The 12569-nt window shown below is 70.3% G+C and carries 11 protein-coding genes; 7 read left to right on the top strand and 4 right to left on the bottom strand.

The genetic code is table 11. The features are described from left to right. Positions 1–137: 137 nt before the first annotated feature. Positions 138–380 (bottom strand): helix-turn-helix domain-containing protein, encoded by a 243-nt coding sequence (locus OHS33_RS11710; RefSeq protein WP_330330329.1) that lies wholly within the window; start codon positions 378–380, stop codon positions 138–140. 120 nt (positions 381–500) lie between these two features. Here OHS33_RS11710 and OHS33_RS11705 point away from each other — a divergent pair, with 120 nt between their 5' ends. Then, the gene (locus OHS33_RS11705) at positions 501–1073 is read left to right on the top strand and encodes a helix-turn-helix domain-containing protein (protein ID WP_330330328.1); all 573 of its coding nucleotides are present in this window, start codon (positions 501–503) and stop codon (positions 1071–1073) included. Further along, a complete protein-coding gene (locus OHS33_RS11700) occupies positions 1073–2260 on the top strand; it encodes a tyrosine-type recombinase/integrase (RefSeq protein ID WP_330330327.1) in 1188 nt (395 codons plus the stop codon). The genes OHS33_RS11705 and OHS33_RS11700 overlap by 1 nt, the downstream gene beginning before the upstream one ends. 196 nt (positions 2261–2456) lie before the next feature. Here the strand turns inward: OHS33_RS11700 and rpsT are convergent, their stop codons facing one another. After that, positions 2457–2723 (bottom strand): 30S ribosomal protein S20, encoded by a 267-nt coding sequence (gene rpsT / locus OHS33_RS11695; protein WP_330330326.1) that lies wholly within the window; start codon positions 2721–2723, stop codon positions 2457–2459. A gap of 234 nt (positions 2724–2957) precedes the next feature. On the opposite strand from rpsT, the gene lepA reads away from it, so the two are divergent. The 3 genes from lepA (at position 2958) to hemW (ending at position 8233) form a co-directional block, all read left to right on the top strand. Next, positions 2958–4823 (top strand): translation elongation factor 4, encoded by a 1866-nt coding sequence (gene lepA, locus OHS33_RS11690; RefSeq protein WP_330330325.1) that lies wholly within the window; start codon positions 2958–2960, stop codon positions 4821–4823. Positions 4824–5044: 221 nt separating this feature from the next. Next, complete coding sequence (locus OHS33_RS11685; protein ID WP_330330324.1) at positions 5045–6934, top strand: AMP-dependent synthetase/ligase; 1890 nt, start codon at positions 5045–5047, stop codon at positions 6932–6934. A 66-nt stretch (positions 6935–7000) separates the two neighbouring features. Then, positions 7001–8233 carry a radical SAM family heme chaperone HemW gene (gene hemW, locus OHS33_RS11680; protein ID WP_330330323.1) on the top strand — a complete coding sequence of 411 codons (1233 nt, stop codon included), beginning with the start codon at positions 7001–7003 and terminating at the stop codon, positions 8231–8233. A 324-nt stretch (positions 8234–8557) separates the two neighbouring features. On the opposite strand, the gene OHS33_RS11675 is transcribed toward hemW, so the two are convergent. Continuing rightward, positions 8558–9358, bottom strand: a complete 801-nt coding sequence (locus OHS33_RS11675; RefSeq protein WP_330330322.1) for a DUF3097 domain-containing protein — start codon at positions 9356–9358, stop codon at positions 8558–8560. A gap of 10 nt (positions 9359–9368) precedes the next feature. Next, positions 9369–10112 carry an MBL fold metallo-hydrolase gene (locus OHS33_RS11670; RefSeq protein ID WP_330330321.1) on the bottom strand — a complete coding sequence of 248 codons (744 nt, stop codon included), beginning with the start codon at positions 10110–10112 and terminating at the stop codon, positions 9369–9371. A gap of 197 nt (positions 10113–10309) precedes the next feature. Here OHS33_RS11670 and hrcA point away from each other — a divergent pair, with 197 nt between their 5' ends. Together hrcA and dnaJ are read left to right on the top strand one after the other, a co-directional pair. After that, on the top strand, positions 10310–11326 hold the full coding sequence (gene hrcA, locus OHS33_RS11665; protein ID WP_330330320.1) for a heat-inducible transcriptional repressor HrcA: 1017 nt from the start codon (positions 10310–10312) through the stop codon (positions 11324–11326). Beyond that, positions 11327–12463 carry a molecular chaperone DnaJ gene (dnaJ, locus tag OHS33_RS11660; RefSeq protein WP_330330319.1) on the top strand — a complete coding sequence of 379 codons (1137 nt, stop codon included), beginning with the start codon at positions 11327–11329 and terminating at the stop codon, positions 12461–12463. The last annotated feature ends 106 nt before the right edge of the window (positions 12464–12569 follow it).

Raw genomic sequence — 12569 nt, 5'->3', positions numbered from 1 at the left:
GGACCTGTACGTGTCGAGCCGACCCGCTACACGCGGGGCCTGCTCCTGTGAGAGGCTGGACGTAGTCGAACCGCCAGCCGCGGAGACTTCCGGACCCCTGGCAGTTAGGCCCTGCCGGGGGTCCTTCGCGTTCCGGTTCATGCTGCGGCGCCTCCGCTCACGGTGCGCTCGTCGAGCCACCGTTCGATCGCGGAGCGCTTGTATCGGATCCGTCCGCCGCGGCCGGGACTGGTCTTGATGTAGTCCGGCCCTTGCTCCGTCCACCGCCAGTTGGCGAGGGTCTGCACGCTGAACCCGTACTCCGATTCGACCTGCCGCGGGCTGAGTAGCTCGTCGCGGATGGCCTTCTTGATCGCTGCGGCCACCGTTTTGGTGGTCATGAATACCTCCTCACTGGTGTTCACTCTCGACACTGAAATGTGTAGAGTCGACACGTGACAGAGATGAAGGTAACACCTCACAGCGTGAAATGGACACCCCCGCCGCCTAGTCTGTGGACCATGAGCGAGACGCGCCGGCCCCGGGCCGCCACCCAGTACGGATCTACTGCCGCGAACGTCGCCGCGAACGTTCGCCGCGTGCGCGAGCTGAGAGGTCTATCCATCTACAGCCTGTCCGCCGCTCTGGAGAAGGTTGGCAGGCCTATCGCTCCGTCGGCTGTGGCGAAGATCGAGCGCCAAGAGCGGCAGGTGACCGTTGATGATCTGTCCGCGTTGGCTGTCGTCTTCGGCGTTTCTCCCTCGGCGCTGCTGCTGCCGCTGACGCCTTCTCCCAAGGACACAGTGGAGGTCACCGGAGGGGGCTCGATGCCTGCCTCGGATGCCTGGGCCTGGGCTCAGGGGCGTAGGCCCCTCTTGCTCAAGGAGGGATTTGAGCAGACGCAGCAGATGGAGCACCAGCTGTACGGACTGCCCCAGTGGCTGAGGGAACCGAACTACCTCATCCTGCGTGGTGAGCGGACGCCGGACCAGCTGGCACAGGTGCGGCAGAAGTACGAATTCCTGGCCTCCATCGGCGGCGCCAGCCTGGACCGCTTGAAGCAGCTGGATCCCGAAGCCTTCGAGGAGGGCTGATGGCGCGAGTCTGGATCGAGGACCGCGAGACCCATGCGGACTACCAGCTGGCCATGGAGAACTGGCAGGCCGCGAAACGCAAGGGCAGCAAGCGCCAGCCCCCCGGCCGGTGGCGGGTCCGCTGGTATGGGCCGGACAACAAGGGGAAGGCGCTCACCTTCCAGAAGCTCCCTCAGGCGGAGGCCGAGGTGGGCGCGCTGACGGCCAGGCTCGCTAAGGGCTCGTACCGGGATCCGAAGCAGGGGAAGACGCTGTTCTCGGAGGTGGCCGAGGAGTGGCATGGCGCGTTGCGGAAGCCGGTGGAGCGGACCCGGAACGACTACCGGGAGCTGCTCGACCTGTACGTGATCCCGAAGTGGGGTACGTGGCAGGTCGCCGCCATTCGCTGGGAAGACGTGTCGGCCTGGCTGACCGAGCTGGGCAAGCAGCCGGGTAAGCGCGGCAAGGTGCTCAGCGCGGCCCGGGTGGAGAAGGTGCACCTGGTCGCCAGCATGGTGATGAAGAGGGCCTTGCAGGCTGGCAGGGTGCACGCGAATCCGTTCGCCGGTCACGAGCTGGCCAAGTCCGAGGACGATGACGAGCACGTCTATCTCACCCACGAGCAGCTGGCGGCCTTGGCGGACGCGGCGGGAGAGTACCGGACGCTGATCCTCGTGCTGGGCTATTGCGGCATCCGCTGGAGCGAGGCCACCGCCCTCAAGGTCGGACGCCTGCAGCTTGAGCAGCGTCGGCTTCGGATCGTGCAGGCCCACACCCGCGTCACGGGCGGGATGAAGCTCGGGCCGGTGAAGAACCACGAGAAGCGGTCCGTTCCCCTGCTGCGGTCGCTGGTTGAGCTGGTGAAGCCGCTTGTGGAGGGCCGGGCTGCGAGCGCTCTCGTCTTCGCGGGGGCAGATGGCACGCACCTGAGGTACGGGACGTGGCGGCCGGAGTTCGATGCCGCGGTGGAGGAGGCGGGCCTGTCCGGCCTGGGGATCACGCCGCACAAGCTGAGGCACACTGCGGCGTCACTGGCCATCGCGGCCGGGGCCGACGTGAAGGTGGTCCAGCTGATGCTCGGCCACAAGTCGGCAGCCATGACGCTCGACGTCTACGGGCATCTGTTCCCGGACCGTCTGGACGAGGTTGCCGACGCTCTGGAGGTCGGCCGCCGGTCCGCAGTGCTCGCCCGTACTGCGGAGGTCTGATCCAATCCACGTGTACAAAATGCGTACTGCCCGCACCGGGGGGATCCGGGCGGGCAGTACGTTTTAGGCCTATGACCTGGTGTTTCTTTGTGCGCCGCACCCGCGTGGCGAACGCAGGCCGTGTGCGGCGCGGGGTGCCGGTCAGGAGCGGGAGAGAGGGCCCGCTGGGTCCGTCCCGGCGTTCACATCAGAAAGCTCAGCCCTGCAGGGTGGCGACCTTGAGCGCCAGCGCCGACTTCTTGTTGGCGGCGGCGTTCTTGTGGATGACACCCTTCGAGACAGCCTTGTCGAGCGCACGCGAAGCGGCGCGAGAAGCCACGGTGGCCTTCTCGACGTCACCGGCGGCGGCGGCCTCGCGGGCCTTGCGGATCGCGGTCTTGAGCGACGACTTGACGGCCTTGTTACGCAGGCGCGCCTTCTCGTTGGTCTTGTTCCGCTTGATCTGGGACTTGATGTTCGCCACGAAAGAGCCTTTTCAGGTTCAGAGTTTGATCTTCGGATTGCGCGCCGTCCGCTGAGAGGGCAGACGACACACAGCTGCCCAGGGTACCAGCCGCGCTCCGACCGGCCCAAACCGGCCGCACTGCCCCGGCCATGGGACCATGGGAGTCTGCGTATAGATCCGACTTCGCTCCGACGAGATCCGACTTTCGCTCTGACCTTCGTTTCGACTGCGACCCGAGAATCAGGACACTGCGTGCCCGCGATCCCTAGCCACGTGCCCGAGCCGAGCCGTACCGACCCGGCGCTGATCCGCAATTTCTGCATCATCGCGCACATCGACCATGGCAAGTCGACCCTCGCCGACCGGATGCTGCAGCTGACCGGCGTCGTCGACTCTCGGCAGATGCGTGCCCAGTACCTCGACCGCATGGACATCGAGCGTGAGCGCGGCATCACGATCAAATCGCAGGCGGTCCGCCTGCCCTGGGCGCCCACCACGGGTGACAGCCAGGGCAGCACGCACATCCTGAACATGATCGACACCCCCGGGCACGTCGACTTCACCTACGAGGTGTCCCGCTCCCTCGCCGCGTGCGAGGGCACGGTCCTGCTCGTGGACGCCGCCCAGGGCATCGAGGCGCAGACCCTCGCCAACCTGTACCTGGCGATGGAGAAGGACCTGGCGATCGTGCCGGTCCTGAACAAGATCGACCTGCCGGCCGCCCAGCCGGAGAAGTTCGCCGAGGAACTCGCGAACCTGGTCGGCTGCCAGCCCGAGGACGTCCTGCGCGTCTCGGCGAAGACCGGTCTCGGCGTGGACGTGCTGCTCGACAAGATCGTCGCCACGGTCCCGGCCCCGGTCGGCCCCAAGGATGCCCCCGCCCGCGCGATGATCTTCGACTCCGTCTACGACTCGTACCGCGGTGTCGTCACCTACGTCCGTGTCGTCGACGGCCAGCTCAACAAGCGCGAGCGCATCCGGATGATGTCGACCGGCGCCACGCACGAGCTGCTGGAGATCGGCGTCTCCTCCCCGGAGATGACCCCGGCCGACGGCATCGGCGTCGGCGAGGTGGGCTACATCATCACCGGCGTGAAGGACGTCCGTCAGTCCAAGGTCGGTGACACCATCACCAGCCTGCACGACGGCGCGACCGAGGCCCTCGGCGGCTACAAGGACCCGCGCCCGATGGTCTTCTCCGGTCTGTACCCGCTCGACGGCTCGGACTACCCGGACCTGCGCGAGGCGCTGGACAAGCTCCAGCTCAACGACGCCGCGCTGGTCTACGAGCCGGAGACCTCCGCCGCGCTCGGCTTCGGCTTCCGCGTCGGCTTCCTCGGCCTGCTCCACCTGGACGTGGTGCGCGAGCGCCTGGAGCGCGAGTTCGGCCTCGACCTGATCGCCACCGCGCCGAACGTGGTCTACCGCGTCGTCCTGGAGGACGGCAAGGAGGTCACCGTCACCAACCCGAGCGAGTTCCCCGAAGGCAAGATCAAGGACGTCTTCGAGCCGGTCGTCCGGGCCACCCTGCTCGCGCCCTCCGAGTTCATCGGCGCGATCATGGAGCTGTGCCAGCAGCGCCGCGGCACCCTCCTCGGGATGGACTACCTCTCCGAGGACCGGGTCGAGATCCGCTACACGCTCCCGCTCGCGGAGATCGTCTTCGACTTCTTCGACCAGCTGAAGTCCAAGACGCGCGGTTACGCCTCCCTCGACTACGAACCCACGGGCGAGCAGGCCTCCGGGCTGGTCAAGGTCGACATCCTGCTGCACGGCGACAAGGTCGACGCCTTCTCGGCCGTCACCCACAAGGACGCCGCCTACGCCTACGGCGTGCGCCTCGTCGCCAAGCTGCGCGAGCTGATCCCGCGGCAGGCCTTCGAGATCCCGATCCAGGCCGCCATCGGATCCAGGGTCATCGCCCGCGAGACCATCCGCGCCATCCGCAAGGACGTCCTCGCCAAGTGCTACGGCGGTGACATCTCCCGTAAGCGGAAGCTGCTGGAGAAGCAGAAGGAAGGCAAGAAGCGGATGAAGATGGTCGGCTCCGTGGAGGTCCCCCAGGAGGCCTTCATCGCGGTGCTGTCCAGCGACGACTCCGGCGGCAAGAAGAAGTAGAAGCGGCTCCGCCCCACGCTTCGCCCCATGGCACCGGAACGGGCCCCCGCGCACACGCGCGGGGGCCCGTTTCGTTATGAACCGGCCGCCCGTCGGCCCTTACGCACAGGTGGGGCGGCCATCTACTCTGATCACTGCTCGTTGGTTACTCGCCAGTCACAAGAAACCCGCCAGTCCCCACGTCTTCACGCCCTGCCGCGTGGACCGGTCCGGAGGATGTCGTGAGCGACACACAGACCATGATCGAGAACCGCCCGCCCACCGTGGCGGCCCTCTTCCTTGAGCGCGTCGCCGCGACTCCGAACGGCGAGGCCTACCGCTATCCGGTCATCGCGGCCCCAGGCCAGGGACCGGACGAGTGGAAGTCGCTCAGCTGGGGCCAGGCGGCCGAACGGGTCTTCGCCATCGCCGCGGGCCTGATCGCCCTCGGGGTGCGGTCCGAGGAGCGCGTCGCCCTCGCCTCCAGCACCCGCGTCGAGTGGATCCTCGCCGACCTCGGCGTGATGTGCGCCGGAGCCGCGACCACCACCATCTACCCGAGCACCAACGGCGAGGAGTCGGCGTTCATCCTCGCCGACTCCGACAGCCGGGTGCTGATCGCCGAGAACGCCGCCCAGCTCGCCAAGGCCCGCGCGCACCGCGCCGACCTCCCGGGCCTGGCGCACGTCATCGTGCTGGAGACGGCCGACGCGCTCGCGGCCGACGGGGACCCCGACGGCTGGGTGCTCTCCCTCGCCGACCTCGAAGCGCGCGGCGCCGAACACCTCGCCAAGCACCCCGAGGCGGTCCGGGAGGCGGTCGCGGCGATCACCGCCGACCAGCTCGCCACCCTCATCTACACCTCGGGCACCACGGGCCGCCCCAAGGGCGTGCGGCTGCCGCACGACAACTGGTCGTACATGGCCAAGGCCACCGTGGCCACCGGCATGATCTCCGCCTCCGACGTCCAGTACCTGTGGCTGCCGCTCGCGCACGTCTTCGGCAAGGTGCTGACCTCCGGCCAGATCGAGGTCGGCCACGTCACCGCCGTCGACGGCCGGATCGACAAGATCATCGAGAACCTGCCGATCGTCCAGCCGACCTACATGGCGGCCGTCCCGCGCATCTTCGAGAAGGTCTACAACGGAGTCGCGGCCAAGGCCCGGGCCGGCGGCGGCGCCAAGTACAAGATCTTCAAGTGGTCGGTCGCCGTCGCCCGCGAATACGCCCAGGTCACCCAGGACAACTTCCGCCGCACCGGCCAGGCCAAGGCCCCCCTCGCCCTCGCCGCCAAGCACCGCGTGGCCGACGCGCTCGTCTACTCCAAGCTCCGCGACGCCTTCGGCGGCCACCTGCGCGCCGCCGTCTCCGGCTCCGCCGCCCTCGCCCCCGAGATCGGCTACTTCTTCTCCGGCGCGGGCATCAACATCCTGGAGGGCTACGGCCTGACGGAGTCCAGCGCGGCCAGCTTCGTCAACCCCGGCGAGGCCTACCGCACCGGCACCGTCGGCAAGCCGCTCCCCGGCACCGAGGTCCGCATCGCCGACGACGGCGAGATCCTGCTGCGCGGCCCCGGGATCATGGAGGGCTACCACAACCAGCCCGACAAGACCGCCGAGGTGCTCGAAGCGGACGGCTGGCTGCACACCGGCGACATCGGCGAACTGTCCCCCGACGGCTACCTGCGCATCACCGACCGCAAGAAGGACCTGATCAAGACCTCGGGCGGGAAGTACGTCGCCCCCGCCGAGGTCGAAGGCCGCTTCAAGGCGATCTGCCCCTACGTCTCCAACATCGTCGTCCACGGCGCCGACCGGAACTTCTGCTCCGCGCTCATCGCCCTCGACGGCCCCGCCATCCTCGGCTGGGCCGCCGAGAACGGGCTGGAGGGCAAGACGTACGCCGAGGTCGTGGCCGCGCCCGAGACCAACCGCCTGGTCGAGACGTACGTACAGACCCTGAACGAGGGCCTCCAGCGCTGGCAGACGGTCAAGACCTTCCGCCTGCTGCCCCGCGACCTCGACGTCGAGCACGGCGACCTCACGCCCAGCCTCAAGCTGAAGCGGCCCGTCGTCGAGCGCGAGTTCAAGGCGCTCATCGACGAGATGTACGCGGGCTCGAACGAGGCCTGACCCCCGCGGCGGCCGTGCTCCCGCACGCCGAACCCGGACGGGGTCGGCGTGCGGGACAATGGGGTCATGCCTTCCGCCCTCCCCGACGGGGAACCCATGCCCGAAGACGGCTCGCTGCCGTCGCACGCCCTGGCGGGTGCGGCGGACCGGCCGCTCGGGTTCTACCTGCACGTCCCCTACTGCGCCACGCGCTGCGGCTACTGCGACTTCAACACCTACACCGCCACCGAGCTGCGCGGCACCGGCGGAGTGCTGGCCTCCCGCGAGAACTACGCCGACACCCTCATCGACGAGGTCCGCCTCGCCCGCAAGGTGCTCGGCGACGACCCGCGGGCCGTCCGCACGGTCTTCGTCGGCGGCGGTACGCCCACGCTCCTGCCCGCCGCGGACCTGGTCCGGATGCTCGCGGCGATCCGGGACGAATTCGGCCTCGCCGAGGACGCCGAGATCACCACCGAGGCCAACCCGGACTCCGTCGACCCGGCGTACCTGGCCGAACTGCGGGCCGGCGGCTTCAACCGCGTCTCCTTCGGCATGCAGAGCGCCAAACAGCACGTCCTGAAGGTCCTGGACCGCACCCACACCCCCGGCCGCCCCGAAGCGTGCGTCGCGGAAGCCCGGGCGGCCGGCTTCGAACACGTCAACCTCGACCTCATCTACGGCACCCCCGGGGAATCCGACGACGACTGGCGGGCCACGCTCGCCGCCGCGCTCGGCGCCGGACCGGACCACATCAGCGCCTACGCCCTGATCGTCGAGGAAGGCACCCAGCTGGCGCGCCGGATCCGCCGGGGCGAGGTCCCGATGACGGACGACGACGTGCACGCCGACCGCTACCTGATCGCGGACTCGGTCATGGCGGAGGCCGGGTACCACTGGTACGAGGTGTCCAACTGGGCCACCACCAAGGCCGGGCGCTGCCTGCACAACGAGCTGTACTGGCGCGGGGCGGACTGGTGGGGCGCCGGGCCCGGCGCGCACTCGCACGTCGGCGGGGTGCGGTGGTGGAACGTGAAGCACCCCGGGGCCTATGCCGCCGCGCTGGCCGAGGGGCGTTCACCGGGCGCGGGGCGCGAGCTGCTCTCGGACGAGGACCGGAGGGTCGAGCGGATCCTGCTGGAGCTGCGGCTGGTGGACGGCGTGCCGTTGGCGCTGCTCGCGGCGGCTGGGCTGGCGGCGTCCCGTCGAGCCCTGGCGGACGGGCTGCTGGAAGCGGGCCCCTACGCGGCCGGCCGGGCCGTCCTGACCCTCCGCGGCCGCCTCCTGGCCGACGCGGTGGTCCGCGACCTGGTCGACTGACCCGACCCGGCGCTGCCGACGCTGGGTGCCGCAAATCCAGCCTCGCCGGCGTTTGAGGCGCCCCCGGAGGGCCGGCCGAGCGGCACCAGCCCGCCGACCCCAGGCCCCCCGGTTACCGCTGAGGTCCGACGTCAGGTGCGGCCGCACCTGCCCTCCGGGGGCGCCTCAAACGCCGGCGGGGCTGGCAATGTGGGCGCGTCCCGGGCGTCGGCGGGCCTGGGTGGGGGCGCCTCAAACGCCGGCGAGGCTGGAGGTGGCGCGCCAGGGACGTCGGCACGCCGGGGTGGGGGTGCCCCGGCGTCGGCAGGGCTGGATTGGGCGGGATCAGGGGGCTGTGACGAAGTCGATCAGTTCTTCCACGCGGCCCAGGAGGGCGGGTTCCAGGTCCTGGTAGGTGTGGACGCGGGAGAGGATGTGCTGCCAGGCGGCGCCCGTGTTGTCCGGCCAGCCGAGGGCTCGGCAGATGCCCGTCTTCCAGTCCTGGCCCCGGGGGATCACCGGCCAGGCCGGGATGGCGAGGGCGGACGGTTTCACGGCCTGCCAGACGTCGATGTACGGGTGGCCCGCGATCAGGACGTCCGGTGAGGTCACCGCGGCCGCGATGCGGGATTCCTTCGAGCCGGGGACCAGGTGGTCGACCAGGACGCCCAGGCGGGCGTCGGGGCCCGGGGCGAAGTCCGCCACGATCGCCGGGAGGTCGTCGATGCCCTCCAGGTACTCCACCACCACGCCCTCGATGCGCAGGTCGTCGCCCCAGACCCGCTCGACGAGTTCGGCGTCGTGGCGCCCCTCGACGTAGATCCGGCCCGCCCGCGCCACGCGGGCCCGCGCGCCCGGGACCGCGATCGAGCCCGAGGCCGTGCGCGCGGGGCCCGCGGGGGCCCGGGAAGGCCGCACCAGGGTCACCACGGCCCCGTCCAGCAGGAAGCCGCGCGGTTCCATCGGGAAGACCCGCCGCTTGCCGAAGCGGTCCTCCAGGGTCACCGTGCCCGCCTCGCAGCCGACGACGGCCCCGCAGAAGCCCGTACCGGCCTCCTCGACCACCAGGTCCGGGTCCGCGGGGACCTCGGGGACGGGGCGGGGGCGCTTCCACGCGGGGGTCAGGTCGGGCGAGTACTCACGCATCCGGCCGACGCTAGGAGGCCCCGCGGCCGCGCGCACGCGACACGCCGTACCGCTGGGCCAGTGTGTCGCGTTGCGCACGCACGAAGGCCGCGTCGACCACCGCTCCGTGACCGGGCACGTACAGCGCGTCGTCCCCGCCCAGGGACAGCAGCCGGTCCACGGCCTCGGGCCACCGCTCGGGCATCGCGTCCGGGCCCGCCTGCGGCTCCCCGGACTCCTCGACCAGGTCCCCGCAGAAGACCACCTCCCGCTCGCCCGGCACGCACACCGCCAGGTCGTGCCCGCTGTGCCCGGGGCCGACGTTGGCCAGCAGCACCTGGACCCCGCCCAGTTCCAGGGTCCACTCGCCCGACACCAGGTGCCGCGGGACCACCATCCGCTCCGCCGCCTCGGCCGCCTCGGCCCGCGCCAGCCCCTGCCGCACGGCGTCCTCGCGCAGCTCGTCGCGGTCCGCGGTCAGCAGTGCGTCCAGGCCCACGGCGCCGTACACCTCGGCCTCCGGGAAGGCCGAGGAGCCCAGGACGTGATCGAAATGGCCGTGCGTGAATGCGAGATGCGTCACCCGCCGGCCCGTCATGTGCTCCGCCGCCACCCGCAGCCGGGACCCCTCCGGCAGGGACGAACCCGGGTCGATCAGGAGGACCGCGTCATCACCCACCACCAGCCCCGCGGTGCAGTCCCACACCGGCAGCCGCAGCCGTCCGGTCCGCCCGGTCAGCCGTTCCCAGCCCGCGTCTTCCCAACTCACGTCCATGAGGCGACGCTAGTCGAGCGGCCGCTCGCCGCGCGGTACCTTGACGGGCCGCGACGGGCCGCCCTTGCTAACGCCGTACGTACCCGCCGTACACTGACCGGGGGATCTCTGGCACTCACCGACCGCGAGTGCCAGCGGCACTCGCCACGACGGCCAGGCAGCACCAGGAACAGGCATCACAGATGGAGGTGTGCGCGATGCTCAGCGAACGCAGACTCGAAGTGCTCCGCGCCATCGTCCAGGACTACGTCGGGACGGAGGAGCCGGTCGGCTCCAAGGCGCTCACCGAGCGGCACCGGCTCGGCGTCTCGCCCGCCACCGTGCGCAACGACATGGCCGTGCTGGAGGAAGAGGGCTACATCGCCCAGCCCCACACCAGCGCGGGGCGCATCCCCACGGACAAGGGCTACCGCCTCTTCGTCGACAAGCTCGCGGGGGTCAAACCGCTGTCGTCGCCCGAGCGGCGGGCCATCCAGAACTTCCTCGACGGCGCCGTCGACCTCGACGACGTGGTCGGCCGTACGGTGCGGCTGCTCGCGCAGCTCACCCGGCAGGTCGCCGTCGTCCAGTACCCGAGCCTGACCCGTTCCACCGTCCGCCACGTCGAGCTGCTGTCGCTGGCCCCGGCCCGCCTGATGCTCGTACTGATCACGGACACCGGACGGGTCGAGCAGCGGCTCATCGACTGCCAGACGCCCTTCGGGGAGACCTCGCTGGCCGACCTGCGGGCACGGCTCAACAGCCGGGTCGTCGGCCGCCGGTTCACCGATGTGCCGCCGCTGGTGCAGGACCTCCCCGAGTCCTTCGAGACCGATGACCGGGCGACGGTCTCCACCGTCCTCGCGACCCTCCTCGAAACCCTCGTGGAGGACGCCGAAGAACGGCTGATGATCGGCGGAACCGCCAATCTCACCCGCTTCGGACACGATTTCCCCCTGACGATCAGGCCGGTGCTCGAAGCGCTGGAGGAGCAGGTCGTGCTCCTCAAGCTGCTGGGCGAGGCGAACGAGTCGGGAATGGCCGTACGGATCGGGCACGAGAACGCCTACGAGGGACTGAACTCCACGTCGGTCGTCTCGGTCGGTTACGGTTCGGGCGGCGAAGCAGTCGCCAAACTCGGCGTGGTCGGACCGACCCGCATGGACTACCCCGGAACGATGGGAGCGGTACGCGCAGTGGCACGTTACGTCGGACAGATCCTGGCGGAGTCGTAAGTGGCCACGGACTACTACGCCGTACTCGGCGTGCGCCGCGACGCATCCCAGGACGAGATCAAGAAGGCCTTCCGGCGCCTCGCGCGTGAACTCCACCCGGATGTGAATCCGGACCCGAAGACGCAAGAGCGCTTCAAGGAGATCAACGCGGCCTACGAGGTGCTCTCGGACCCGCAGAAGAAGCAGGTCTACGACCTCGGCGGCGACCCGCTGTCCTCCTCGGGCGGCGGTGGCGCGGGCGGGTTCGGAGCCGGTGGCTTCGGCAACTTCTCGGACATCATGGACGCCTTCTTCGGGCAGGCCTCGCAGCGCGGACCGCGCTCGCGGACCCGCCGGGGCCAGGACGCCATGATCCGCCTCGACCTGGAACTCGACGAGGCGGCCTTCGGGACGACCAAGGACCTCCAGGTCGACACGGCCATCGTCTGCACCACCTGCTCCGGCGAGGGTGCCGCCCCCGGCACCTCGGCGCAGACGTGTGACATGTGCCGCGGCCGCGGCGAGGTCTCGCAGGTCACCCGGTCCTTCCTGGGCCAGGTCATGACCTCGCGCCCCTGCCCGCAGTGCCAGGGCTTCGGCACCGTGGTCCCCACCCCGTGCCCCGAGTGCGCGGGCGACGGCCGGGTCCGCTCCCGCCGCACCCTCACGGTCAAGATCCCGGCGGGTGTCGAGAACGGCACCCGCATCCAGCTCGCGGGCGAAGGCGAGGTCGGCCCCGGCGGCGGCCCCGCCGGCGACCTGTACGTCGAGATCCACGAGCTGCCGCACTCGACCTTCCAGCGGCGCGGCGACGACCTGCACTGCACGGTCACCATCCCGATGACGGCGGCCTCCCTCGGCACGAAGTGCCCGCTGGAGACCCTCGACGGCATGGAAGAGGTGGACATCCGCCCCGGCACCCAGTCGGGCCAGTCCATCCCGCTGCACGGCCGCGGCGTCACGCACCTGCGCGGCGGCGGCCGGGGCGACCTGATCGTCCACGTCGAGGTCATGACCCCGAACAAGCTGGACGCGCAGCAGGAGGACCTGCTGCGCCAGCTGGCGAAACTGCGTGGCGAGGAGCGGCCCACCGGCCAGTTCCAGCCCGGGCAGCAGGGCCTGTTCAGCCGGCTGAAGGACGCCTTCAACGGGCGCTGACGGCCCCGCCGGAAGACGCCCCCAGCGGGCGTCGGGCGTACCGGGGAACCGGACTATGCCAGGCGAATTGCACGATTCGGTCTGGTGCGGGGGACATGGCACGATG

This window comes from Streptomyces sp. NBC_00536, assembly GCF_036346295.1.
GTDB lineage: Bacteria > Actinomycetota > Actinomycetes > Streptomycetales > Streptomycetaceae > Streptomyces.
The sequence above is the reverse complement of the archived record's forward strand: the minus strand, read 5'-3'. Positions and strand labels throughout refer to the sequence as shown.